Here is a 24,466-nt window from a genome sequence, read left to right on the forward strand (position 1 = left end):
CGTCGGATCTGCGTCCGTCGCCTACAAACGCCGCTTCACGGCATCCGAGGACGATTGCAGAACCCTACAAACCGAGAGCCAGTCGCCCTTGGATCATCGACAACTCCGGTCAGCGCGTGAAGAACGCGCTCGCCTTCGGGGTCCACAGCAGGATGAGGACGATCGCCGAGACCGCCAGGCCGATCCACTCGCCGACCGGGAAGCCGAGGTAGGCGACGGCCATGAACAGCGAACCGATGAGCGAGAGCACCTGGAGCACCGTCACGATCAGTCGCGCCGGCTGGCTGCCGCGCAGCAGGCCGCCGGCGAGCACCGCGGTGATGAGGCCGACCACGATCGAGCCGATCGCCGCCGTGATCAGCGGCCCGGTGCCGCCGAAGCCGTCCACCACCTCCTGGTTCGGCAGGAGGAAGAAGAGGATCACGCCGGAGATCATGTCGATCGCGCCCGCGAGGAACGCGAGGACGCCGATGATCGTGATCGTGGTGGGCCGGCTGCCCTGTGCGGTCGACATTGCTACCCCCGAATCCGTGCCGCCGCGATGGCGACTCCTGGGCCGATGCTAGCGACGACGGGCGCGCGAACGCGAGTGACCGACGCCCCGTGCCGCGAATCGAGCGGATGTCGCGGCGCGCGCTGCGCGCGTGGACCCGAGCACGACGCGACGCGGAGCGCCGGGGGGGGGGCTCAGCCGGCGTGCTCGGCGACGACGCGCACGAGCGCCTCGCCGTAGGCGTCGAGCTTCTTCGCGCCGATGCCCGAGATGCCGTCGAGCTCGGCGACGCCGGAGGGCCGGCGCACCGCCACGGCGCGCAGCGTGGCGTCGCCGAACACGATGTAGGCCGGGACGCCCTGCTCGCGCGCCTCGCCCGCGCGCCAGGCGCGCAGCGCCTCGAACAGCTCGGCGTCGCGCGGCTCGAGGTCGGCGGCGGCGGGCGCCGCGGCACGACTCGTTCGCGAGGACCGCGTCGGTCGCTCCGGTTCGGTGCGGAAGGCGACCTCGCGCTCGCCCGAGAGCACGGCCGCCGAGGCATCCGTCAAGGTCAGCACGCCGTACTCGCCGACCGACTGGAGGAGGCCCTGCGCGAGCAGCTGGCGGACGACGCCGCGCCATTGCGCCTCGGACAGGTCGGCGCCGATGGACCACGTGGCGAGCGCGTCGTGGCCGTACTGCTCGACGCGGGCCGTGCGCTTGCCGCGCAGGATGTCGACCAGGTGCCCGGCGCCGAAACGCTGGCCGCGCTCGCGCTGGAGTCGGACGATCGTCGACATGAGCTTCTGCGACGCGACCGTGCCGTCCCACGAGGCGGGCGGCTCGAGGCACGTGTCGCAGTTGCCGCAGGGCGCGCTCTGCTCGCCGAAGTAGGCGAGCAGGTTCTGGCGGCGGCACTGCACGGTCTCGCAGAGCGCCAGCATGGCGTCGAGGTGCGCTGCGAGTCGGCGTCGGTGCGCGAGGTCGCCAGGGCTCTCGTCGATCATCCGGCGCTGCTGCACCACGTCCTGCAGGCCGTAGGCGAGCCAGGTCGTCGACGGCAGGCCGTCGCGGCCCGCGCGACCCGTCTCCTGGTAGTAGCCCTCGACCGACTTCGGCAGGTCGACGTGGGCGACGAAGCGCACGTCGGGCTTGTCGATGCCCATGCCGAACGCGATCGTCGCGACGACGACCACGCCTTCCTCGCGGAGGAACCGCTCCTGCGTGCGGCGGCGGGTCGCGGCGTCGAGGCCCGCGTGGTACGGCATCGCGTCGACGCCGTTGGCGGCGAGGAACGACGCGAACTTCTCGGTGCTCGCCCTTGACAGTGCGTAGACGATGCCCGCGACCGCGTTGCCCTCGGCGTCGCGGCCCTCGGTCCGCACGAAGTCGAGCAGCTGGCGGCGCACGTCGAGCTTCGGCGCGATGCGGTACTGGATGTTGGGCCGGTCGAAGCTCGAGACGAAGTGCCGGGCCGCGCCGAGCGAGAGCCGCTCGGTGATCTCGCGGTGCGTGGCCTCGGTCGCGGTGGCGGTGAGCGCGATGCGCGGCACGTCGGGCCACCGTTCGGCGAGCTCCGCGAGCGCGAGGTAGTCGGGCCGGAAGTCGTGCCCCCACTGGGCGACGCAGTGCGCCTCGTCGATCGCGAAGAGCGCGATCGTGCCGCGCTCGAGGAAGCGCTTCGTCTGCTCGGAGCCGAGCCGCTCGGGGGCGACGTAGAGCAGGTCGAGCTCGCCCGCGAGGTAGGCGCGCTCGACCGTCGCCCGCTCGGCCGGCGACTGGGACGAGTTGAGGTACCCCGCCCGGACGCCGTTGCGCACGAGCGCGTCGACCTGGTCGTGCATGAGCGCGATGAGCGGCGAGACCACCACGCCGGTGCCCTCGCGGAGGAGGGCCGGCACCTGGTAGCAGAGGCTCTTGCCGCCGCCCGTGGGCATGAGCACGACGGCGTCGCCGCCCGATGCGACGTGGTCGATGACGGCGGCCTGCTCACCCCGGAACGCGTCGTAGCCGTAGACGGTGCGGAGCGCGTCGAGCGCCGAGTCGAACCGGGCGGGTGCCGCTGCCGGCGCGGCGGCCCGTGGCATCCGCTCGCCCTCGGCGGAGAGGTTCGCCCGATCGGCGGGGGGCGGCGGCGCCCACTCGTCGTCGGGCGGTGCGAGCTCGTCGGGATCCCACGGGACCTCGTCGGCCCACGGGGGTGCGTCGACGGAATCGGCGGGCTCGCTCCAGGTCACCCGACGACCCTACCCGGCGGTTCCGACAGGCCCCACCGGCGTGGAACTCCCCACGACGAACGGATGCCGGGGAGGACGGGTCGCGGTGCGAGTCCCCTGTGAACCCGGCTCGCTCGAGCGCGTGCGACCTAGGCTCGCGACATGACCCGCATCGAACAGGCGCGCATCCTCGTCGTCGGGGCCAGCGGCGCGCTCGGAACGCTGATCGCCCAGCGCCTCGCCGACCGCGGTGCCCGACTCGTCAGGCACGGCCGGGATGCGGCGAAGCTCGACGATTCGGCCGGCGACGCCGTCGTCGCGGTGGACCTCACGGATGCCGACGCTCCGGAGGCGATCGTCGACCGAGCGGTCGACGCGCTCGGGGGCCTCGATGCGATCGTCATGGCCGCCGGCGTCGTCGGGTTCGACGGTGTCGCGGAAACCGCCGCGCAGGACCTCGAGACCCTGTTCACCGTCAACGCCCTCGCGCCGATGCGCATCATCTCGTCAGCGCTTCCGAAGCTGCAGGAGTCCGCCGCAGCGGGGAACGAGCCCGTGGTGCTCACCATCTCGGGGATCGTCTCGGAGCTGCCGACGGCCGGTCTCGCGAGCTACTCGGCCTCGAAGGCCGCGCTCGCGGCGTACGTTGCGGCGGCCGGACGGGAACTCCGGCGCAGCGGCATCCGCCTCGTCGACGCGAGGCCCGGACATACCGAGACGGGACTCGCGGAGCGCCCGCTGTTCGGCACGGCGCCGAGATTCCCGCGCGGGCACGACCCCGAGGCGGTCGCCGATCGACTCGTGCGGGCGATCGAGGAGGGCGCGACCGCGCTGCCGCCCGACGCGTTCACCGGAGCCTGAGGCGGCCCGGAGTCGCGCCGAGCGGCAGCGCGCGTCAACGACCGGGTGCCGGCCCGTCCTGAGCGTCGGTGCCGCCGGGAGCGGCCGTATCGTCGGGCTCCGCGGAGCCGTCGTGAACGGCCGTGCCGCCGGGAGCGGCCGTGTCGTCGTCGGCGCCGCGCGGTGAGCGGCGGACGAACAGGAACGCGACCGCGGCGGCCACGACCACCGCCAGCACGCCGGCGCCGATCCAGACCAGGTCCTGCGCTGCGCCACCGGACGCGGACGCGTCCTCGCCCGTGGTCCCGTCGGCCGCGTCGGCGTCGGCGCTCGTACCCGCGACGTCGGCGCACGGCGACTCGTCTGCCCCCGCGGCCAGGGTCTCCTCGTCGGCGGGCTCCCAGTCGAACTCGAAGTCGCCCGAGATCGGGTGCCCGTCCGCCGAGACGACGCGCCACACGACGGTGTACTCGCCCGGCTCGCCGAGTTCGGCCGCGACACTCGCGACGGGGCCGTCGATCGACGCGCACTCCGTCGCGTAGTGCAGGCCGTCCGGGCCGACGACGTCCATCGCCGCCGCCCCCTCGGCATCGAGCAGCGCATCGTTCGTCTCGAGCCAGACGACGCCGGGCTGCTCCGTGACCGTGGTCTCACCGTCGGGCGAGATCGCGACCACGGTGTTGTGCGCGGATGCGGGCAGGGCCGGTCCGGCGACGGCGGTCAGGGCGGCGAGCGCCGCCCCGGCCGCAGCGAGCGGAATGCTCCGTCGCGACATGGTCGTCAGGCCTTCTTCCCGCGACGGGCGAGGATCGCGACCGTCAGGCCGGCCGCGCCGACCGCGAGTCCCGTGATGCCGAGCACCCGGCCGACCACGTCGACCGAGCCCTCCGTCGCCGCGGTCTCCTCGGCCTCGTGCGTCTCGGCGTGCTCGTCGGTCGACTCCTCGGCCTCGGCGTGCCCGTGCGCGTCGCCCGTCGTCTCGGTGACCTCGATCGCCGGGGCCGGCATCTCCGGCTCGGCACCGTCGGCGGCCGACTCGCTCCAGTCGTTCTCACCCTCGACGCAGGACTGCAGCACCGGGAACTCGAGGCGCTCGCCCGCGGCATCCTCCGGCAGGAGGACCTGGACCTGGAAGGTCTCGCGGTAGCCGTCGGGCTGCGGCGTCTCGGCCGTGTACACGACCTGGCCGACGCGTTCGGCCACGACGTCGCCGTGCGCACCCTCGACTGGCTCGTCGAGCTCGACCATGACCTTCTCGACGGCCCAGCCGGACTTGAGGGTGGGCGTCACCGAGAGGATCGACTCGGGGATCTCGACGGTGTACGACGTGGTCGGCGAGCCGTCGCATCCGTGGCCGGAGGCGAACTCGAGGACGGCGTACGAGCCGGCCTCGGTCGAGCTCGGCGTGACGTTGACATGGGCCTGCGCCGCGACGGGCGCGGCGAGGGCGAGCAGGGTGCCGGCGCCGAGGGCGGTCGCGGCGGCGGCGGTGGTGCGGGTGATGGATCGCATCGGTGTTCTTCTTCTCCAAGAGGGGGGTGCGCGGACGCGCTGCCGTGTTCGTCGACAGGTGGTTCGGCGCGTCGGCGCGAACGGATTCGGGGTCGTGACCGCTCAGGCGGCCGCGTGTGCCGTGGGCGGACCCCGGTGCCGGAGGGAGGAGAGGAGCAGGATGCCGAGTGCGCGCGGGCCGTCGCGCCGGGTGACGGTCGCGTGCAGCTCGCGCACGACCGGGGCGAGCACGCCGGCGAGGACCGCGACGAGCAGGCGGACACCACGGGTGAGCGCGCCGCCGACGGCGGCGACGGCGGCAGCGGACCGGCCGAGGACCGCGAGGAACGCGACGGTGAGGACGGCGGCGGCAGCGTGCGCGACCGGCATCGCCGCGTGGCCGTGGTCGACGGCGACGAAGGCGTCGAGCGGGATGGTTCCGCCGGCGTGCAGCGCGTGGGCGTCGACGGATGCCGCGACGCCGGCGGGTCCGGCCGCGCCGACCGAGTAGAGCAGGTGCAGGGCGGCCTGCGCGACGAGCGCCGCGATCGAGGCGCGAAGCAGCGGCATCCGCCCGCCGACGATGAGCATCGCGACCGGGACGGAGAGCGCGAACGCGAGCGCCAGCGCCACCGGCGCGGGCGGCGTGCCGCCGCCGACCGTGTGCGCGAGGGATGCGGCGAGCACCGCGAACGCGGCGATGGCCGCGCCGCGCGCCGCGCGTGCACCCCGGGAAGTCACCCGACCAGCCTAACCGCCGCGCGGGAACGGGAACGGCCCCGGGCGCGATGCCCGGGGCCGTTCCGTCGTGGGGGTGACGTCAGCCGACGTTCAGGGTGAACGAGCTGGTCGTGCCGGTCGAGGGGACCGTCACGACGAACGTCGTCGGGCCGCTCGCGCCCGCGGGGACCGTGAAGGTCACCGTCGCCTTGCCGACCTCGTCGGTGTTCGGCGTGTACGCCGTGTCGATCGGCGCGCTGCCGAGCGGCGCACCGCCGAACGAGACGACCACGGTGTCGGCGTCGGTCTCGTCGCGAGTGAAGTCGAGCGACGACAGGTTCACCGTGACCGAGGCACCGGCCGAGACCGAGGTGCCGCCGGGCAGGTTCACGCCGACGGCGCGCTGCTTCAGGTCGGGCGTGGCCGTGCCGAACGCGTCGAACCAGTCGACCATCGACTCGAGGTCGATCTTGCCGCTGTCCGCCTTGTTCGCGCCGTCGCCGAGGGTGAAGAAGTTGTCACCGCCGGAGGCGAGGAACGAGTTCGCGCCGACCGAGTAGGTCGCCGCCGGGTCGATCGCGACGCCGTCGAGCCACATCTCGGTGATGCGCGAGCCGGCGGCAGCGGTCGGGTCGTACGTGTAGGTGAACGCCTCGTTGACGCCGAGCTTGAGGAACGGACGCGACGCGCCGGCCGGCTGCCACTGCTCCTCGAGCACCTGCTTGATCTGCGCACCCGTGAGGTCCATCGAGACCAGCGTGTTCGCGAACGGCTGGACGGCCGCCGCCTCGGCGTAGGTCACCTCGCCCGACGCCAGGTCGGCACGCAGGCCGCCCGGGTTCATGAAGGTGATGTCGACGCTGCGGGTGCCGTCGACGTTCAGGGCCCAGAGCTGCACGTCGGCCACGAAGTTGCCGAGGACGGACTCGCCGCCGCGGTTCTCGGGGAACGACGGTGCACCGGCCGGGTTCGCGCGCACGGCGCGACCGAAGTTCGCCGTCGCGTCGCCGAGCACGACGCTGCCGAGCTCCTTGGCGACCGCGACCGCATCGGTGACGATGGGCACGACGTCGGGGTCGGGCTCGGCGATGTAGCCGGTGATGTTCCCGTCCGCGTCGCGAACCGCCATCGTGTAGATGGTGTTCTTCATCCGCGCGATCTTGCCGCTCTTCGCGTTGTAGGTGATCTCCATGTTGCTGAAGCGCTCACCGTACTGGCCACTCGAGATCACCGGTCGGCCATCGATCACGTGGTTGTACGCGAGGTGCGTGTGGCCCGAGACGATGGCGTCGATGTTGTCGTTGGAGTTCAGCACGATGTCGCCGAACCGGGAGTTCGGGTCGGTCGCCGACTCGACGGTCGTGTCTGCCGCGCCCTCGTGGACGAGCAGGACGACGATGTCGGCCTCGCCGTTCGCGTCGTTCCCGTCGCTCAGCTGGTCGGCCACGCGGTTGGCGGCCTCGACGGGCGGGCCGACCTCGATGTCGGCGATGCCGGCGGGGCTCACCAGCGACGGCAGCTCGTCGGTCACGGCGCCGACGAATCCGAGTCGCACGCCCTCGAACTCGGCCACCCAGTACTCGGGAAGCGCGGGCTCGCCGGTTGCCTTGTCGTAGACGTTCGCGCCGAGGTACTCCCACAGCGCGAGCGGCATGACGCGGTCGGTCAGGTCGTCGAAGCCCGCGTCGAACTCGTGGTTGCCGACGGAGCTCACGTCGAGCCCGGCCTCGTTGAACGCCTCGATGGTGGGCACGTCCTGCTGGATGAACGACGTGAAGGTCGAGGCGCCGATGAGGTCGCCGGCGGCGGCGAAGACGGTGTTCGGGTTCGCGTCGCGGATCTCCTGCACCGCACCCGACAGGCGGGCGATGCCCGCGGCGCTGCCGTTCTCCTCGATGCGTCCGTGGAAGTCGTTCACGGTCACGAGGTTCAGGTTGACGAACGCCTTCGACTTGGCGAGCGCCTGCGGCGGCAACCCGCCGTCGGGGATGGCCTGCGCGGACAGCGCGCCGCCGAGGGCGAGCGCGAGGGCGGTGGCTCCGGCGAGCGCCCCGGCCACGGCGCGACCTCGGGTGCGCGTGGTGGACGTGGCACGGCGAGCCGCACCGGGGGAACGTTGCTGCATTGCGTGATCTCCTCTGCAAGACGGATGCGGGAGATCGGCCTACGCGTTCCCCCGGCGTCGCACATGCCCACCCCGGGTACGGGCGGGCATGTTCGGCAGCCTATGGCGGGGCCCGCGCAGAGGGAAGGGACTTGACCCACTCGTCACGCGGCGTTCAACGAATCAGCCGATTTTGCTCGGATGAGCAGCATCGCTCGCTCAGATGAGCAGGATCGGCGGTCGCGTCTAGGCTGATCGGCGATGCTCACCGCGGTCCTCTCGCTCTCCGGCGCGATCGTCTACGGCGCTGCGGACTTCCTCGGCGGCCTCGCCGCGCGGCGGCTGGGCGCGCTGCTCGCGACCGCCGTCGCGTCCGTCGCGGGCCTCGTCGCGATGCTCGCCGCGCTGCCCCTGCTCGGCGGCGTCTGGACTCCGGTCGACCTCGGCTGGGGCGCGCTCTCGGGCGCCGTCGGCGCCGTCGCGATCGCACTGCTGTACGCCTGCCTCGCGATCGGTCCGATGAGCATCCTCTCCCCGCTCACGGCACTCATGTCGGCCATCACGCCGATGCTGTGGGGCACCCTCGTCGGCGCCGAGCGTTTCGGGCCGCTCGGCGTCTGGGGCATCGGCGTCGCCCTCGTCGCGGTCGTGCTCGTCGGATTCGTGCCCGAGCGCGGTGCCGTGCGGCCCAGCGCGCGCGGGCTGCTGCTCGCGGTCGGCTCCGGACTCGCGATCGGCGGGTACTACATCGTGATCTCACACACGGCGGATGCCTCGGGCGTCGTGCCGCTCGTCGCGAACCGCGTCGTCTCGGCGACCCTCCTGTTCGCCGCCTTCGGCGCGTTGACCGTGTTCGCCACCCTGCGTGCCCGATCCGGCGCGCTGGACGTGAGCGCCGCCCGATCGGGTGCGGCGGGCGCGACGGCGTCGGCCGACCTCGGCCCGGTGCCGGATGCCCCGCGGCCGAAGGCAACCGGCCCGACGCGCTTCCGCGACCTCCGGGTGGCGCTCGCGCTCGCCCTCACCTGCGGCGTGGTCGACGCGACGGCCAACGTGCTCCTACTGCTCGGCATCCGCGCGGGCGACCTCGCGGTGGCGGCCGTGCTCGGCGCGATGTACCCGGCGGGCACGATCCTGCTCGCGGCGATCGTCCTGCGCGAGCGCATCGCGCCGGTGCAGTGGGCCGGGCTCGCGCTCGCGCTCGTGGCTGCAGGCCTGCTCGCGCTGGCCTGAGCGCGCGACGCTGGGCGGCCGTACGGGATCGGCGCCCTGACGCGACGCGAGTTCAGAGCCGGACGACCTCGCCGACCCGGACCACGGCGGTGCCCTCCTCGGCCGACGCCTCGAGGTCGACCACGCCGCGGATCCGCCAATCGTGGTGGCCCGCCGGGTCGTCGATCACCTGCTCGACGCGCCAGGTGCCGGCCGCGGCATCCGTCTCGTCGATCGTGACGAGCCGCGGCGAGCGCGCCGGGCCGCCGGTGAGGATGTCGTCGTGCTCGTCGTAGTAGCGGTCGAGCACGTCGGGCCAGCCGACGTCGGGGTCGAGCTCGGCGAGCTCCGCGTCGCGTTCCAGCGCGGCGAGCTGCACCCGCCGGAACAGCTCGTTGCGCACCAGCACCGTGAACGCACGGCGGTTGGTGACGACCGAGGGCGGCGCGGGCGGCACGACGGGCGCCTCGTCCTCGGGCAGGTGCGCGGTCGGGTCGACCAGCTCGGCCCACTCGTCGACGAGGCTCGAGTCGACCTGGCGCACGAGCTCGCCGAGCCACTCGATGAGGTCGAGCAGCTCCTCGTCCTTGTGCTCGTCGGGCACGGTCTGGCGGATCGCACGGAACGCGTCGGAGAGGTAGCGGAGCACGAGCCCCTCGCTGCGCTGCAGCTGGTAGTACGACACGTACTCGCCGAACGACATGCTCCGCTCGAACATGTCGCGCACGACCGACTTCGGGCTGAGCTCGAAGTCGCGCACCCACGGCTGGCTCGACGCGAACGTCTCGAACGCGTGCGCGAGCAGCTCGTCGAGCGGCTTCGGCCAGGTGACCTCCTCGAGCAGCGCCATCCGCTCGTCGTACTCGACGCCGTCGGCCTTCATCGCGGCGACCGCCTCGCCGCGGGCCTTGTACTGCTGCTGCGACAGGATCGGGCGCGGATCGTCGAGCGTCGACTCGATGATCGACACGACATCGAGCGAGTAGTGGCCCGTCCCCTGCTCGCTCGTCTGCGGGTCGAGCAGCTCGATCGCGGCGAGCGCGAACGGCGACAGCGGCTGGTTGAGCGCGAAGTTCGGCTGGAGGTCGACCGTCAGCCGCAGCTCGACGCCGAGCGCGGCCCCGCTGGTCTGCGCCGAGTGATACCCCTCGCGCCGAGTGATGCCGGTGGACCGGTATCCCTCGGCGGCGCCGGTATCACTCGGCGAATGGGGCGCAGCGGGGAGGATCTCGACGACGTCGGCGTCGCGGAGCGTGCGGAGGATCCCGAGCGCGCGGCGCGCGAGCTCGTACTGGCGGGCGCGCGGCTCGTGGTTGTCGAAGACGAGCGAGCGGATGCCGCCGACGACGTCGCCGCCGCGTCCGACGACGTTGATCAGCATCGCGGCCGTGAGCGCCAATTGCGGCACGAGGGGCTCGGGCTCCGCGTCGACGAGGCGCTCGAACGAGCCCTCGCCCCATGTGACGAAGCCGGCCTGCGGCTTCTTGCGCACGATCTTCTTGAGCTTCTTCGGGTCGTCGCCCGCCTTGCGGATCGCGGTCTCGTTCTCGATCTCGTGGTCGGGCGCGAGCACCACGACGGTGCCCGCGGTGTCGTAGCCGGCACGGCCGGCCCGCCCCGCGATCTGGTGGAACTCGCGCGCGGTGAGCTGCCGCATCCGCTGCCCGTCGTACTTCGAGAGCGCGGTGATGAGCACCGAGCGGATCGGCACGTTGATGCCGACGCCGAGCGTGTCGGTTCCGCAGATCACGCGGAGGAGGCCCCGCTGCGCGAGCGTCTCGACGAGGCGCCGGTAGCGCGGCAGCATGCCCGCGTGGTGCACGCCGATGCCCGCGCGCACGAGGCGCGAGAGGATCTTGCCGAACCCGGTCGTGAAGCGGAAGCCGCCGATCGCCTCGGCGATCTCGTCGCGCTGCTCGCGCGTCACGACCCGGATCGACGACAGTGCCTGGGCGCGCTCCATCGCGGCGGCCTGCGAGAAGTGCACGATGTAGACGGGCGCCTGCTTCGTGGCGAGGAGGTCCTCGACGGTCTCCTGCACGGGCGTCTTCGCGTAGGAGAAGTGCAGCGGCACGGGGCGCTCGACGCCGGTCACCCGCGCGGTGTCGCGGCCGGTGCGACGCGTGAGGTCGTCGGCGATGTCCGTGACGTCGCCGAGCGTCGCCGACATCAGCACGAACTGCGCGTGCGGCAGCGTGATGAGCGGCACCTGCCACGCCCACCCGCGGTCGGGGTCGCCGTAGTAGTGGAACTCGTCCATGACGACCTGGTCGACCGCGGCATCCGCCCCCTGCCGGAGCGCGAGGTTCGCGAGGATCTCGGCCGTGCAGCAGATGATCGGGGCATCCGCGTTCACCGAGCTGTCGCCCGTGACCATGCCGACGTTCGCGGCGCCGAAGATCTCGACGAGCTGGAAGAACTTCTCGCTCACGAGCGCCTTGATCGGCGCCGTGTAGTAGGTGCGACCCCACGGCCGGCCGGCGTCGCGGTCGGCGGCGGTGCGGGCGACGGATGCCGCATGCGCCGCGACCGCGACGAGCGACTTGCCCGTGCCCGTGGGCGTCGACAGGATCACGTTCGCGCCGGAGACGAGCTCGATGACCGCCTCGTCCTGGGCGGGGTAGAGCGCGAAGCCCCGGCCGTCGGCCCACTCGACGAACGCGTCGTACATGGCGTCGGGGTCGTACGGGCGCGGGGCGGCCTCGAGCAGGGTGGGGGTCATCCGTTCGAGTCTGCCGCATGCGGCGCGGCGGCGCCCGCCCGGCGTGCACGACGTGATGTCGCATCGCGGCGCTCTCGAGACGTCACGGATGCAGGGTCCCATCGTGCCTGCGCGACGTCTCGTCACAGGAGGGCGCTTCCGGCCGGGTCTGCCGCCCACCCCCGACGCCGTGCGGGGGCGCCTCCCCCAAGGCGCCCGCCGCACGGTCGGATCCGGGGGGAGCCGGCCTGCGCCGCCCTCGCGGGTCGGGTTGGCGCGGCCGGCTCTCCGGTCGGCGACGAGGAGACAGTTCCCCCTGCATGTCCTCGGTGCTCGACCGTGTCCAACGGTACGGAGGGCGAGCGCGGCGGGCATCAGGGGTAACCCTGAAGGTCGGATGGCGGTGGGCCTCAGGCCCGCCGATCGGCGTCGGCGTCGGCGTCGGCGTCGAGCCACGCCACCGAGGCCTCGACGACCTCGGCGATCGGCGCGTCGGCGTCGACGACGACGGCCGGCTCGTCGGGCTCGGGCGGTTCGAGCGTCGAGAGCTGCGAGGCGAGCAGCGCCGCCGGCATGAAGTGCCCGGACCGATCACCGGCTCGCTCGGCGAGCTCCCGGTCCGAGAGGTCGAGGTGCACGAACCGGGTGCCGGGGGCGGCGAGGAGGATGCGCTCGCGGTAGCCGCGCCGCAGCGCCGAGCAGGCGACCACGATCCCGGGCCGCGCCGATTCCGCGAGCACCTCGCCGACGCGGTCCAGCCAGGGCAACCGGTCCGCGTCGGTCAGCGGGGTGCCGGCGCGCATCTTCGCCACGTTCGACTCGGGGTGGAGGTCGTCGCCGTCGACGAAGGGCACGTCGAGCCGATCGGCGAGCCGCTCGCCGACCGTCGACTTGCCCGAGGCGGACACGCCCATGACGACGACGGGACCGGGTGCGCGCGTCATCGCACGCCTCCCGCGTCGCGGCCCTCGGGGTCGGGCCGCACCGTCGGCCGCACGACGGAGCGCACGTCGCCGCCGGCGACGAGCTCGACCACCGCCTCGACCGCGCGGAAGACCCCGATGGCGAGCAGCTGCACGAGCAGCACGGGTGCGAGCAGGGCGAGCGGATACGTCAGCACGATGACGAGGCGCGCGAGGCCGCCCCATGCCAGGGCTGCGAGCGCCGGCGCGAGCGCGAGCAGCAGCCAGGCCGGGTGCGCGATCACCGCGAGCACCACCGCCGCGACGACGGCGAGGACGCCGAGGCCGACCTGGCCGAGCAGCAGCCACCCGCGCCATCCAGCGTAGGTGCGCTCCCGGTCGGCCGAGACCCAAGCCCACATGAGCCGGGCGCGGAGCACCGGCACGCCCTGCTCGCGGAGCGCGCGGTGGAAGAGGTCGTCGTCCTCGCGGCGTTGCGCGAGCGCGGCGGCGGGGTCGTCGAGGGCGGCCGCCGCGAGGGACTGCGCGTCGTGCAGGATCGCCGGGGCGGACTGCCGGCCGTAGCTCGCGATCAGCCCCCAGAGGGGCGTGGGCACCGACGCGAGGTCGGTGATGCCGGCGGGCGGGGGCGCCTCGCCGGCGGCCGGGGCGCGGTAGCGCCGACCGGTCGGCTCGTCGACGTAGACGACGGGCGCGCGGAGCGCGAACCGGTAGCCGTCGGCGGGTCGCTGGGCGAGCGGCAGCTCGTCGAGCACGGCGCCGTCGTCGCGCAGGAAGGGCATTCGGGTCTCCTCGCATCGGTGCGTTGCACCATCCTGCCGCCTCCGACCGTCACGACGGAACCGGGCGGGGATCGATGGAAGGGCGAGCGGATGCCGCGGGCCCGCCGCCGCGGGCCCGCCGCCGCCGGCCCGCCGGCGCCGATCAGCCGAGCAGCACCGACACGAGCAGCAGCACCGGCACCGAGCCGACCGTCGTGACGAACACCGTGTCGCGCGCCACGACCTCGGCGGTCTCGTACCGCTGCGCGAAGTTGAACACGTTCTGCGCGGTCGGCAGCGCCGCGAGGACGGTGACCGCGTAGAGGTCCTGCCCGTCGAGGCCGAACACGAACGCGCCGACCGTCCACGCGATCACGGGCATGATCGCGAGCTTCAGCGTGGCCGCGATCACGACGTCGCGCAGTCCCGTGCCCGGCTCGAGGAGCCGCTTCCCGTGCAGCGAGATGCCGTACGCGATGAGCATCAGCGGCACCGCCGCCTGGCCGATGAGGTGGACCGGGTCCTGGATGATCGGCGGCAGCTCGAGGCCGGACACCGAGACGAGCACCCCGAGGAGCGAGCCGATGATGATCGGGTTCGTGAACGTCGAGCGCAGGATGCCGCGGACGGAGGTCCGGCCCTCGACGGTCGCGCCGAGCACCGCGAGTGCCACGGGGGCGAAGAGCAGCAGCTGCAGCAGAACGATCGGCGCCGAGTAGGCGGCGTTCCCGAGCAGGTACAGCGCGATCGGGATGCCGATGTTGTTGCCGTTGACGTAGCCGCTCGCGAGCGCGCCGATGGTGGTCCGTGCCACGCCGCGCCGCAGCACGAGCAGCGAGATCGCGCCGAACACGAGCATGACCGAGGCCGCGGCGATCGCCGAGACCGGCAGCAGCGCCGAGAACAGCGCGTGCACGTCGGACGTGGACAGCACCGAGAAGAGCAGGAACGGCGAGAGCACGTTGAAGTTCAGGCGCGCGAGCACGGGACGCGCGTTCGGCCCGAGCACGCCCGTGCGCGCGGCGATCCAGCCGACGACCACGGCGAGCGCGATGACCGCGAACCCGGTGAGGATGTCGATCACGCGTCGCCGCCGTCAGGCGGGGCGGGAGCGCCCGCGGAGCTCCACGTCGAGCCGCCGCGGGGATCCCGCCGGGTCACCAGCGGTGGTGCACCGACGCGCGGATGTCGCGGTCGTACAGGTCGCGGACGGCCGCGTCGAACGACTCCGGCAGGTCGAGCGACCCGGCGGCCGCGTTCGCGCGGGCCTGCTCGGGGTTCCGCGCGCCCGGGATCACGGTCGAGACGCCGTCCTGCCGGGCGACCCAGGCGAGCGCGACCTGGGCGGGCGTGGCATCCGGCGCCGCCTGCTTCGCCAGTGCCGAGAACTCGGATGCCGCGCGCACGCCGGTCGCGTAGTCGACGCCCGAGAACGTCTCGCCCACGTCGAAGGACTCGCCGTGCCGGTTGTACGAGCGGTGGTCGTTCGCCGCGAACTCGGTGTCGAGCGTGTAGCGACCGGAGAGCAGGCCGCTCGCGAGCGGCACGCGGGCGATGATGCCGACGCCGTACTGCGCGGCGACCGGCAGCACCTCCTCGACGGGCTTCAGCCGGAACGCGTTGAGGATGATCTGCACCGTCGCGACGTTCGGACGGGCGATCGCGGCGAGCGCCTCGTCGACCTTCTCGACGCTCACGCCGTACGCGGCGATCGCGCCCTCGGCGACCAGCGTGTCGAGCGCGTCGTAGACGGCGTCGTCGGAGTAGACGGAGGTCGGCGGGCAGTGCAGCTGGACGAGGTCCAGCGTCTCGACGCCGAGGTTGCGGCGGGACCGGTCGGTCCAGGCGCGGAAGTTCTCGAGCACGTAGTTGTCGTGCTCCTGGGGCATCCGTCGCCCCATCTTCGTCGCGACCGTGACGCCGGCGCCGGGGTTGGCGGCGAGCCAGCGGCCGATGAGCGTCTCGGAGCGGCCGTCGCCGTAGACGTCGGCGGTGTCGAACACGGTGACGCCGGCCTCGTGCGACGCGTCGAGCACCGCGAGCGCGTCGGCCTCGTCGACCTCGCCCCAGTCGGCGCCGAGCTGCCAGGTGCCGAGTCCGATGGCCGAGACGGTGCGGCCCGTGCGGCCGAGGGTGCGGGTCTGCATGCGGTGCTCCTTGTCGACGGATGTCCCGTCCGAGCCTAATCGCGGGGCGTAGGGTGGCGGGCATGGACGGGACGGCGAACACCCAGCCCACCGACGGCGCCAGGCGGAGGCGGCCCGAGCTCCCGAAGACGAGCATCGAGCGATGGGTGTTCTGGCCCGCAGCGGTCGTCGTCATCGCGTTCAGCGCCTTCGCCCTGCTCGCGCCGCACCTCGCCGAGACGTTCTTCGGCGCCATCCAGGCCTCGATCGTCAACGCGTTCAACTGGTACTACGTGCTGATCGCGGCGTTCTTCGTCGCCTTCGCGCTGTTCGTCGGCTTCAGCCGGTACGGCGACATCCGGCTCGGCGAGGACGACGACAAGCCCGAGTTCTCGCTCGGCGCCTGGTTCTCGCTGCTGTTCGCCGCCGGCATGGGCATCGGCCTCGTGTTCTACGGCGCGAGCGAGCCGCTCAGCCACTTCGTCTCGCCGCGACCGGGCGTCTCGGGCACGCCCGAGCAGCTGGCGCAGTCGGCGCTGAGCCAGACCTACCTGCACTGGGGAATCCACGCCTGGTCGATCTACGTCGTGGTCGGCCTGGGCCTCGCCTATGCCATCCACCGCAGGAAGCGCCCGATCTCGATCCGCTGGACGCTCGAGCCGCTGCTCGGCCGCCGCGTGCGCGGCGCGTGGGGCAACGTGATCGACGTCGTCGCGCTCGCGGGGACGCTGTTCGGCGTGGCGACCTCGCTCGGCCTCGGCGTCCTGCAGATCAGTGCCGGGCTCGACGCCGCGGGGATCGTCGAACCGACCGAGACGACGCAGGTCGTGATCATCCTCGTCATCACGGTGTTCGTGCTCGCGTCGGTGCTCTCGGGCGTGACGAAGGGCATGAAGTGGCTCTCGTCGACGAACCTGATCCTCGCGGGCGTGCTCGTGCTCTTCCTCCTCACGTTCGGGCAGACGGCCTTCCTGCTCCGCGAGTTCGTGCAGTCGATCGGCGCGTACATCCAGAACTTCATCGGCCTCTCGTTCAACGTCAGCGCCTTCCAGGGCGCCGAGGGCGAGGCGTGGCAGGCCTCGTGGACGTCGTTCTACTGGGGCTGGTGGATCTCGTGGGCGCCGTTCGTCGGCATCTTCATCGCGCGCATCTCGCGCGGCCGCACGGTGCGCCAGTTCGTCGCGGGCGTGATCATCGTGCCGACCCTGATCGGCATCCTCTGGTTCAGCGTGCTCGGCGGGTCGGCGCTGTACCTCGAGCTCACCGACCCGGGCAGCCTCGTCGGCGCCGACGGCGCGGTCGCAGTCGAGAGCACGCTCTTCGCGCTGCTCGACTTCTTCCCCGCCTCCGGGTTGCTCACCTTCGGTGTCATCCTGCTCATCACGATCTTCTTCGTCACCTCGTCGGACTCGGGCGCACTCGTGATGGGCATGATCGCGACGGGCGGGCAGATCAACCCGCGGAAGTGGGTCCGGACGTTCTTCACGCTCGTCACCGCCCTCCTCGCGATCTCGCTGCTGCTGACCGGGGGCCTGCAGGCGCTGCAGACCGCGGCCATCATCATCGCGCTGCCGTTCAGCATCGTGATGCTGCTCATGTGCTGGTCGACCGTCATCGCCTTCAGCCGGGAGCGGCGGGCGTACGAGCTCGCGCGGCGGGCGCAGTTCGTCGACCAGATCGGCGAGTACTACGGGCTCGAGGTCGAGGCCCCGCTCGAGGAGGGCGCAATGGGCCGCGGGCCCAGGTGGGTGCGGCAGCTCGGTCGTCGACTCGGACTCAGGCACGACCAGCCGACGATGCCGGTGCTGCGGGTGCCGGGTGCGGCGGCGCCCGGAGGAGCGGGCGAGACGGATGCCGCGGGGCGGCCGCTCCGGCCCGTGCTCACGCACGTCGACGGCGACCTGCCGCCCCGGCACGCGTCGCACCGTTCGCTGGACGCGGTCAACGCCGACGCCGGCGGCGTCGCGACCGAGGACGTCGACGAGATCGTCGACCACGATCCGCGAGCGCGCGGCGACGTCGCCGAGGTGCCCGATCGCACGACCGACGACGACGGGCGGGATCCGCTGCACTGACTGGCCCCCTGCGGGATCGGCTGCGCCGATCCGACGGTCAGTCCGGCCGGCGCCCGGCGCCCGCGGATCGCATGCGCCACGACGGATCGACGGCGACCAGCCGCACCTCGGCGAGCGCCCCGTCGCGGACCTCGGCCGTCATGAACGTCGCGACGGGCTGGCGGCGGCGGTCGGTCGGCGACCCGGGGTTGAGCAGCCTGAGGCCGCCGGGCGCGGTCGTGTCCCACGGGATGTGGCTGTGCCCGAAGACGAGCACGTCGAGGTCGGGGTGGTCGGCCGCCATGCGCGCCTCGCGCCCGGCCGCCGGGCCGGTCTCGTGGATCACGCCGACGCGGAGCCCGTCGACGTCGATCACGGCGAAGTCGGGCAGGCGCGCGCGCAGGTCGGCGCCGTCGTTGTTGCCGACGACGCCGACCAGCCGCCGAGCGCGCGCTCCGAGTGCGTCGAGGGTCGCGACATCCACCCAATCGCCCGCGTGGACGACCAGGTCGGCGGCGTCCACCTCCGCCCACACCTCGGGCGGGAGGCCGCTCGCGCGCTTCGGCACATGGGTGTCGGCGAGGAGGACGAGGGAGGCCACGCCTCAGTCCCGCTCGTCGCCGAAGCCCTGCTCGTCGCCGAAGCGCCCACGCGCCCGGAGCGGGATCAGGGGCCGCTCACCCCGGACGCGGAGCTCCTGCACCGCCCACGTGTTGCCGTCGGGGTCGGCGAACCCGAAGAAGGTGCCGCCGTCGCGCGGGTCGATGACCTGGACGGGTGAGGCGTCGACCCCCCGCCGGACGAGTTCGGCGCGCGCGGCCTCGGCGTCGGCGACGACGAGCTGCAGGCCCTTCAGCGAGCCCGGCGGCATCTCGGTCTGCGCGGGCAGCGTGCCGATGACGATCGAGCAGCCCGAGCCGGTCGGCGTGAGCTGCGCGAACCGGTGCTCGCCCGCGTGCGTGTCGTGGTCGAGCGCGAAGCCGACCCGGTCACGGTAGAACTCGATCGCGCGATCGATGTCGGCGACGGGCAGGATGACGACCTCGAGCGTCCAGTCCATGGTGATGCTCCTCTTCCGGAAGTTTCTTCGGACGGTCGGCGGATGCCTCGCCTCAGCCGGCCAGGACGGCGTCGAGCCGCTCGAAGCCCTCGATGACGCCCTTCGCCATGCCGTGCTCGACCATGGCGTCGCGCGCCTCGAGGGTCGGGTAGACGGCGTGGCCGCGGAGCCGCGTCCGTCCGTCGCCGAGGTCCTCGAACGCCATCGACTCGATGCTCACGACATCGGGCGCGCCCTCGAACTCGAAGGTCTGCACCGCGAACTCGTTCTCCCGGACGGAGTGGAACGTGCCGTTGAACGCCCAGCGGCCGCCGTCGGGATCGACGTGGACGTAGCGGTACCCGCCCTGCGGCCGGAAGTCCCAGCGCTCGATCTGCATCTCGTAGCCGTTCGGGCCCAGCCACTGCGAGACCTTCTCGGGGTCGCGGTGGGCGTCGAAGACTGCGGAGACCGGCGCGTCGAACACGCGCTCGATGTCGACGTAGGGCAGCCCCTCGGGCGCGTCGATGGTGACGGGGTTGGTGGTCTCGGTGGTCATGGTGTCATTCCTGTCCGGTGGATGCCGCGGCATCGGGGCCGTCGGCGGAGGCGAGCAGTGCGTCGAGACGACGGAACCGCTGCTCGTGGATGAGGCGGTAGCGGTCGATCCACTCGGTGAGCGTCTCGAGCGCGGCCGCGTCGAGGTGCACGGGGCGGCGCTGCGCGTCGCGGCTCCGGGTGACGAGGCCCGCTGCCTCGAGCACCTGGATGTGCTTCGACACCGCCTGCGTGGTGATGTCGAACGGTTCGGCGAGTTCGGTCACGGTCGCCGGCCCACGACTGAGCCGGGCGACGATGCTGCGGCGCACCGGGTCGGCCAGCGCCATGAAGGCGCGGTCGAGCCGATCGTCGGCGGCTGCGGCATCCATTATTCAACCAATCGCTTGATCAACTGATCGGTTGTTAATGTACGCCGCGAGGGCTCATCCGTCAACACCCGTCGCGGACGTCGTCGGTCGGGTGCATGATCGGCGGTGCGGGCCGTTCGCCCCGCACCGGTTCCGATCGAGGAGACTTCGATGTCCGTGCTGCTCAACCCGTACCTCAGCTTCCGCGACGAAGCGCGCGAGGCGATGGAGTTCTACCACTCGGTGTTCGGCGGCGAGCTGACGCTGAGCACGTTCGCCGACTTCGGCCAGGGCGACGCCGAGGGCGTCGAGGGCGACAAGATCATGCACGGCCAACTCCGCTCCGACCGGCTCGCGCTGATGGGCGCCGACACCCCCAACGAGATGCCGTTCGAGGCCGGCACGAACTTCGCCGTCTCGCTGAGCGGCGGCCCGGAGGACGAGGAGGCACTGCGCGGCTACTGGGAGGCCCTGTCCGACGGCGGCGACGTGGTGCTCCCGCTCGAGCAGTCCCCGTGGGGCGACGCGTTCGGCATGCTGAAGGACCGCTTCGGCGTGCAGTGGATGGTGAACATCGGCCAGGCGACGCCGCCCGAGGGCGGCGGAGCGCCGGCCGACGGCGACGCGGGTGCCGCCGGCTGAGGCCCGAGCGCCCGAGCGCGCGAGCGCGCGGGCGCGCCCGGCCGGGTGGCCGGGTGGCCGGGCGCGCCCGTCGTGCCGGTCGTACCGCGTCAGTCGAAGAGCTCGGACAACCAGTCGTCCTTCTTGAACGACGGACGCCGGGTCGGAGCATGCTCCGACCCGGCGTCCGGGAAGTGCGGGCGGCATCGCCCGCGCGCGATCAGATCGCGCGGATGTTCTCCGCCTGGAGGCCCTTCTGGCCCTGGACCACGTCGAACTCGACGTTCTGGCCCTCCTCGAGCGAGCGGTAGCCGCTGCCCGTGATGGCGCTGAAGTGGGCGAAGACGTCGGGGCTCCCGTCAGCGGGAGCGATGAAGCCGAAGCCCTTTTCGGCGTTGAACCACTTGACGGTTCCGGTTGCCATGCTGCTGTGTCCTTCGTTCGAACCGGGCCGAACGGTTCGGCCCGCTCACGTTCGGCCGTTCGGCCGTCCGCAGGCCCGACGACGGATGCCGGCGGGCGGTGGTCCGAGGGGCCGGCCGTGCATCGCACGCGCTGCCCTCGGTCTCGGGTCATGCCTGCGGAACGTGCCGCCTCCGGGCAATCGATCGTGATACGGGCGGGCGCCCGCGTATGTGGAGGAAGTTCGAGCCTATCGCATCGGCCGCGCCCGGGCACAGGATCCGACGTCACATCGTGACCCGGGATGGGCACCGGTCCCCGTCGGTCGTCGGCGCGCGCCGCCGCTAGAGTGACCGGGTGCCGACCCCCGGACCCGACCCCGCCGACCCCGCGCCCTCCCCCGGGCGACCGGCCGCCTGGCGCCTCGTGGTCGTCGGCGTGGTCGGCGGACTGCTCTCGGGGCTCTTCGGCGTCGGCGGCGGCATCGTCATGGTGCCGCTCCTGATGCTGCTCGCCGGGATGGACCAGCGCCGCGCCTCGGCCGCCTCGCTCGCCGCGATCGTGCCGACGGCGCTCGCCGGCTCGATCGCGTACCTCGCGAACGGCCAGGTCGACCTCGTCGCGGCGGGGCTCGTCGCGATCGGCGGCATCGCCGGCGGTTGGATCGGCGCGACGCTGCTCGCGAGGCTCCCGCTCGAGTGGCTGCGATGGATGTTCATCGCGCTGCTCGTCGTGGTCGCCGTTCGCCTCGCGCTCGGCACCCCTGACCGCCTGGCCGACCCGGTGCCCCTCGAGCCCGGCCCCGCCGTCGGGCTCGTCGCGCTCGGGCTGGTCGTCGGCATCGCCTCCGGCCTCTTCGGCGTCGGGGGCGGGCTCATCATGGTGCCCGCGTTCATGACGGTCTTCGGGCTCGGCGACCTCATCGCCCGCGGCACCTCCCTCGTCGCGATGATCCCGACCGCCGTGAGCGGCTCGGCGAAGAACCTCCGCGGCGGGCTCGTCGACCTGCGCGTGGCCCTCATCGTCGGGATCGCCGCGACGGTGGCGTCGCTTCCGGGCGTCGCGCTCGCGTTCCTCATCCCGCCTGCGGTGGGCGGATGGCTCTTCGCCGCGCTGCTCGTCGTCGCCGCGGCCCAGCTCGCCGTGCGTGCCGTCCGGGCCCGCCGGTCCGGAGCGGCGTGACCGGCTCGGACCCGGCGTCGGCCGGGTGGCATCCCGACCCGACCGAACCGCACCTCCTCCGGTACTGGGACGGCACGGGGTGGACGCCGCACACGGCCGCCGCGGCGGCGTCGGCTCGCGAGCCTGACGCCGAGCTCGCGCACGCCGCCGAGGAGCCCGCGATGCACGCGACCACGCGGATGCCCGAGCCGCTCTCCGACACCACCACGGTGCCGCTGCGGCCGGAGACCCCCTGGGTCGGGCCGATCGCGCACCCCGCCGTGCGCCTGCTCACCGCGGCGAGCGTGCTCACCGCCGTCGCGTCGTTCGTCGTGGCGTGCGCGGCGCTCGGGGTGGCGCTCGGGGGCTGAAGCGCGGAGCGCCGCCGCGGCGCGTCGGCGCCCCGGTGGTCTCGGCGTCGGTCAGGCGCGCGCCTTCGCCTGGAGGTACCGGCGCTCGGTCGCGTTCAGCGCGATGCTCGCCGCGACGGCGAACTCGGCGCGAGCCTCGTCCGAGCGCCCGGCGAGCGCGAGCAGGTGGCCCCGCACGGCGTGCACGCGGAAGTGCCCTGCGAGGGCGGGTTCGAGCGCGACGACCGCCAGGTCGTCGAGCGCACGTTCGGGCCCGTGCACCATGGCCACCGCGACCACCCGGCCGAGTTCGACCATCGGCCCGGGACCGACGACGCGGAGCAGGTCGTAGAGCCCGAGCACCTCGACCCAGTCCGTCTCGGCGGTCGACGGCGCCTCGGCGTGCACGGCGGCGATCGCCGCCTGCAACTGGAAGGGACCGGGCTCGCCGGTCGCGAGTGCGCGCTCGACCATGCCGACGCCCTCGTCGATGAGATCGCGCCGCCACAGCGTGCGATCCTGCTCGTCGAGCGGGACGAGCTCGGGCGGGCCGCCGGGCGACGTGACGCGCAGTCGCGCGGGCCGGCGCGCCTCGGTGAGCAGCATGAGCGCGAGCAGCCCGTCCGTCTCCGCGGACCATGGCACCTCGGCCGGCGTCGCCGCCCGGAGCAGTCGGGTGAGCCGGATCGCCTCGGCCGTCAGGTCGGGGCGCGCGAGCGCGTCGCCCGCGCTCGCCGTGTGGCCCTCCGTGAACATGAGGTGGAGCACCTGGCGTACGGCCGCGGTGCGGCCGGGCAGCTCCGGGGCCTCGGGCAGCCGGAATCGCGCGCCCGCGGCGCGGATGCGCTGCTTCGCCCGTGAGATCCGCTGGGCGACCGTCGCCTCGGGCACGAGCAGGCCGCGCGCGATCTTGCCCGTCGTGAGCCCGCCGACGGCGCGGAGCGTGAGCGCGAGCTGCGACGGTCGGGACAGCGCCGGGTGACAGCAGAGGACGAACAGGGCGAGCGTGTCGTCGCGAGCGGATGCCGCGGGCGCGCGCCCCTCGTCGACCGGCGCGAGCACGGCGTCGCGCTCCTCCCGCCTGCGGCGCGCGATCTCGTTGCGCACCGCATCGACGTGGCGCCGCTGGGCCACCGCGACGAGCCAGGCGCGCGGATGCTCCGGCACGCCGTCGCGCGGCCACTGCGTCGCGGCCGCGATGAGCGCCTCCTGGAGGGCGTCCTCGCTCGCGTCGAAGTCGCCGGTGCGCCGGACGAGGACGGCGAGCGCGGAGGGAGCCGCCGAACGCAGGATCGATTCCATCCTGCGCCCGCGCTCCCCCTGCGGGTCGGTGCTCACGCCACCGAGACGTCGGGCTCCGCGTCCTCGGCGAGGATCGGGTGGACGTGCACGCCGCCCCACGACGCCTCGGGCAGCCGGGCGGCGATCTCGACCGCGCGCTCGGGAGACTCCACGTCGACGAGGTAGTAGCCGGAGAGGAACTCCTTCGTCTCGGCGAGGGGCGCATCGGTGGCGACGCCGTCGGTCGAGCGCACGGCGCGGGCGGTCTCTCGACCGGCCAGCTGCTCCGCGTCGACGAGCTCGCCCGATGCGCGCAACTCGCTGACGAGGTCGATGTAGGTCGCCATCGCCTCCGACTGCTGCTCGGGCGTGAACGCCTCCCAGGCGGCGCCCCACTGCGCGTTGGACTGGATCAGGATGAGGTACTTCACGGTTCGCTCCTTGCCTCGGTGTGCGGGGGCGACGATCGTCCCCATCAGTATGTCGAGGCCGACCTCGCATCCTCGACACGATCCCCGATTCCGCCGACGGATCCGGCGCCCGCTCCGCTAGCAGAGGCATCCGCCCCTGACAAGGGCTGGGATCGGTTCGCCGGTCCTCGTAACGTTGCCGTCGACGTCGCACCCGAACGCGACGCACGATCGGAAGGGGGCCCCGAATGGGTGAGTCCGACAAGATCGGCAACAAGGCCGAGGAGCTCAAGGGCAAGGCCAAGGAGGCCGCCGGCAAGGCGACCGACGACGAGCGACTCGAAGCAGAGGGCCGGGGCGAGCAGACCTCGGCCAACCTCAAGCAGGCCGGCGAGAACGTGAAGGACGCGTTCCGCTCGTAACGGCCACGGACTGATGGGGCGCGCATCGCGGGGGTGCGCGTCCCATCATCTTGTCCACCCTCCCCGAATCGACTTCTCTCAGGAGTCTTTCGGGCGGATGGTGCGGGGCGGAGTCTCCGGTTCGATTCCGCCGTGAGCGATATCGGCCGACCGACGTATGTCGGCGGCATCCGCTTGGATGCAGTATTGACGATGCGACTCGGGCGACGGCCCGAGCCCGGACGGCGCGGCATCCCGCGTTCGCACACCCCG

At 73.0% G+C, this 24,466-nt stretch carries 25 protein-coding genes; 7 read left to right on the forward strand and 18 right to left on the reverse strand.

Going from position 1 to position 24,466, the window contains the following annotated elements:
- Window positions 1-109: 109 nt before the first annotated feature.
- Window positions 110-514: a hypothetical protein gene (locus ACQ393_RS13350; protein ID WP_430647346.1), complete on the reverse strand. Its 405-nt coding sequence runs from the start codon at window positions 512-514 to the stop codon at window positions 110-112.
- 173 nt (window positions 515-687) lie between these two features.
- Window positions 688-2,559, reverse strand: a complete 1,872-nt coding sequence (recQ, locus tag ACQ393_RS13355) for a DNA helicase RecQ (protein WP_430647589.1) — start codon at window positions 2,557-2,559, stop codon at window positions 688-690.
- A 291-nt stretch (window positions 2,560-2,850) separates the two neighbouring features.
- Here recQ and ACQ393_RS13360 point away from each other — a divergent pair, with 291 nt between their 5' ends.
- Window positions 2,851-3,549, forward strand: a complete 699-nt coding sequence (locus ACQ393_RS13360; RefSeq protein WP_430647347.1) for an SDR family NAD(P)-dependent oxidoreductase — start codon at window positions 2,851-2,853, stop codon at window positions 3,547-3,549.
- A gap of 34 nt (window positions 3,550-3,583) precedes the next feature.
- Here the strand turns inward: ACQ393_RS13360 and ACQ393_RS13365 are convergent, their stop codons facing one another.
- The 4 genes from ACQ393_RS13365 to ACQ393_RS13380 all read right to left on the reverse strand — a co-directional run bounded on the left by ACQ393_RS13365 (window position 3,584) and on the right by ACQ393_RS13380 (window position 7,864).
- Window positions 3,584-4,303, reverse strand: coding sequence for a copper resistance CopC family protein (locus ACQ393_RS13365; protein ID WP_430647348.1), 720 nt, complete (start codon window positions 4,301-4,303; stop codon window positions 3,584-3,586).
- Window positions 4,304-4,308: 5 nt separating this feature from the next.
- The gene (locus ACQ393_RS13370; RefSeq protein ID WP_430647349.1) at window positions 4,309-5,040 is read right to left on the reverse strand and encodes a YcnI family protein; all 732 of its coding nucleotides are present in this window, start codon (window positions 5,038-5,040) and stop codon (window positions 4,309-4,311) included.
- Between the two features lie 102 nt (window positions 5,041-5,142).
- Window positions 5,143-5,760: a hypothetical protein gene (locus tag ACQ393_RS13375; protein WP_430647350.1), complete on the reverse strand. Its 618-nt coding sequence runs from the start codon at window positions 5,758-5,760 to the stop codon at window positions 5,143-5,145.
- A gap of 79 nt (window positions 5,761-5,839) precedes the next feature.
- A complete protein-coding gene (locus tag ACQ393_RS13380) occupies window positions 5,840-7,864 on the reverse strand; it encodes a bifunctional metallophosphatase/5'-nucleotidase (RefSeq protein WP_430647351.1) in 2,025 nt (674 codons plus the stop codon).
- 240 nt (window positions 7,865-8,104) lie between these two features.
- Between ACQ393_RS13380 and ACQ393_RS13385 the strand changes: the two genes are divergently transcribed.
- Entirely contained in the window at window positions 8,105-9,076 is a 972-nt protein-coding gene (locus tag ACQ393_RS13385) for an EamA family transporter (protein ID WP_430647352.1), read from the forward strand.
- Window positions 9,077-9,128: 52 nt separating this feature from the next.
- On the opposite strand, the gene ACQ393_RS13390 is transcribed toward ACQ393_RS13385, so the two are convergent.
- The 5 genes from ACQ393_RS13390 to ACQ393_RS13410 form a co-directional block, all read right to left on the reverse strand.
- The gene (locus ACQ393_RS13390; RefSeq protein ID WP_430647353.1) at window positions 9,129-11,777 is read right to left on the reverse strand and encodes a DEAD/DEAH box helicase; all 2,649 of its coding nucleotides are present in this window, start codon (window positions 11,775-11,777) and stop codon (window positions 9,129-9,131) included.
- Window positions 11,778-12,166: 389 nt separating this feature from the next.
- The gene (locus tag ACQ393_RS13395) at window positions 12,167-12,700 is read right to left on the reverse strand and encodes a gluconokinase (protein WP_430647354.1); all 534 of its coding nucleotides are present in this window, start codon (window positions 12,698-12,700) and stop codon (window positions 12,167-12,169) included.
- Window positions 12,697-13,461 (reverse strand): DUF1353 domain-containing protein, encoded by a 765-nt coding sequence (locus tag ACQ393_RS13400; RefSeq protein WP_430647355.1) that lies wholly within the window; start codon window positions 13,459-13,461, stop codon window positions 12,697-12,699. Before ACQ393_RS13400 ends, ACQ393_RS13395 begins: the two co-directional genes overlap by 4 nt.
- A 142-nt stretch (window positions 13,462-13,603) precedes the next feature.
- Entirely contained in the window at window positions 13,604-14,524 is a 921-nt protein-coding gene (locus ACQ393_RS13405; RefSeq protein WP_430647356.1) for an AEC family transporter, read from the reverse strand.
- 73 nt (window positions 14,525-14,597) lie between these two features.
- Complete coding sequence (locus ACQ393_RS13410) at window positions 14,598-15,587, reverse strand: aldo/keto reductase (protein ID WP_430647357.1); 990 nt, start codon at window positions 15,585-15,587, stop codon at window positions 14,598-14,600.
- A 62-nt stretch (window positions 15,588-15,649) separates the two neighbouring features.
- On the opposite strand from ACQ393_RS13410, the gene ACQ393_RS13415 reads away from it, so the two are divergent.
- Window positions 15,650-17,641 (forward strand): BCCT family transporter, encoded by a 1,992-nt coding sequence (locus ACQ393_RS13415; protein WP_430647358.1) that lies wholly within the window; start codon window positions 15,650-15,652, stop codon window positions 17,639-17,641.
- 37 nt (window positions 17,642-17,678) lie between these two features.
- Here the strand turns inward: ACQ393_RS13415 and ACQ393_RS13420 are convergent, their stop codons facing one another.
- Genes ACQ393_RS13420 through ACQ393_RS13435 form a run of 4 tightly spaced genes read right to left on the reverse strand, consistent with a single transcriptional unit; the run spans window position 17,679 to window position 19,588 of the window.
- Window positions 17,679-18,221: a metallophosphoesterase family protein gene (locus tag ACQ393_RS13420; RefSeq protein ID WP_430647360.1), complete on the reverse strand. Its 543-nt coding sequence runs from the start codon at window positions 18,219-18,221 to the stop codon at window positions 17,679-17,681.
- A 3-nt stretch (window positions 18,222-18,224) separates the two neighbouring features.
- On the reverse strand, window positions 18,225-18,680 hold the full coding sequence (locus ACQ393_RS13425; RefSeq protein WP_430647361.1) for a VOC family protein: 456 nt from the start codon (window positions 18,678-18,680) through the stop codon (window positions 18,225-18,227).
- Window positions 18,681-18,732: 52 nt separating this feature from the next.
- Complete coding sequence (locus ACQ393_RS13430) at window positions 18,733-19,218, reverse strand: SRPBCC family protein (RefSeq protein WP_430647362.1); 486 nt, start codon at window positions 19,216-19,218, stop codon at window positions 18,733-18,735.
- A gap of 4 nt (window positions 19,219-19,222) precedes the next feature.
- Window positions 19,223-19,588 (reverse strand): ArsR/SmtB family transcription factor, encoded by a 366-nt coding sequence (locus ACQ393_RS13435; protein WP_430647364.1) that lies wholly within the window; start codon window positions 19,586-19,588, stop codon window positions 19,223-19,225.
- 150 nt (window positions 19,589-19,738) lie between these two features.
- On the opposite strand from ACQ393_RS13435, the gene ACQ393_RS13440 reads away from it, so the two are divergent.
- Complete coding sequence (locus ACQ393_RS13440) at window positions 19,739-20,209, forward strand: VOC family protein (protein ID WP_430647365.1); 471 nt, start codon at window positions 19,739-19,741, stop codon at window positions 20,207-20,209.
- 199 nt (window positions 20,210-20,408) lie between these two features.
- Here the strand turns inward: ACQ393_RS13440 and ACQ393_RS13445 are convergent, their stop codons facing one another.
- Window positions 20,409-20,612 carry a cold-shock protein gene (locus ACQ393_RS13445; RefSeq protein WP_400996499.1) on the reverse strand — a complete coding sequence of 68 codons (204 nt, stop codon included), beginning with the start codon at window positions 20,610-20,612 and terminating at the stop codon, window positions 20,409-20,411.
- A gap of 335 nt (window positions 20,613-20,947) precedes the next feature.
- Between ACQ393_RS13445 and ACQ393_RS13450 the strand changes: the two genes are divergently transcribed.
- The gene (locus ACQ393_RS13450) at window positions 20,948-21,772 is read left to right on the forward strand and encodes a sulfite exporter TauE/SafE family protein (protein WP_430647366.1); all 825 of its coding nucleotides are present in this window, start codon (window positions 20,948-20,950) and stop codon (window positions 21,770-21,772) included.
- Window positions 21,769-22,122 (forward strand): DUF2510 domain-containing protein, encoded by a 354-nt coding sequence (locus tag ACQ393_RS13455; RefSeq protein WP_430647367.1) that lies wholly within the window; start codon window positions 21,769-21,771, stop codon window positions 22,120-22,122. The genes ACQ393_RS13450 and ACQ393_RS13455 overlap by 4 nt, the downstream gene beginning before the upstream one ends.
- 51 nt (window positions 22,123-22,173) lie before the next feature.
- Here the strand turns inward: ACQ393_RS13455 and ACQ393_RS13460 are convergent, their stop codons facing one another.
- Both ACQ393_RS13460 and ACQ393_RS13465 read right to left on the reverse strand, forming a co-directional pair.
- On the reverse strand, window positions 22,174-23,403 hold the full coding sequence (locus ACQ393_RS13460; protein WP_430647368.1) for an RNA polymerase sigma factor: 1,230 nt from the start codon (window positions 23,401-23,403) through the stop codon (window positions 22,174-22,176).
- Between the two features lie 32 nt (window positions 23,404-23,435).
- On the reverse strand, window positions 23,436-23,813 hold the full coding sequence (locus ACQ393_RS13465) for a YciI family protein (protein ID WP_430647369.1): 378 nt from the start codon (window positions 23,811-23,813) through the stop codon (window positions 23,436-23,438).
- 227 nt (window positions 23,814-24,040) lie between these two features.
- Here ACQ393_RS13465 and ACQ393_RS13470 point away from each other — a divergent pair, with 227 nt between their 5' ends.
- Window positions 24,041-24,214 (forward strand): CsbD family protein, encoded by a 174-nt coding sequence (locus ACQ393_RS13470; RefSeq protein ID WP_430647370.1) that lies wholly within the window; start codon window positions 24,041-24,043, stop codon window positions 24,212-24,214.
- Window positions 24,215-24,466 lie beyond the last annotated feature (252 nt).

Origin of the sequence: Agromyces sp. GXS1127 (assembly GCF_050565425.1) — a bacterium.
Taxonomy (GTDB): domain Bacteria; phylum Actinomycetota; class Actinomycetes; order Actinomycetales; family Microbacteriaceae; genus Agromyces.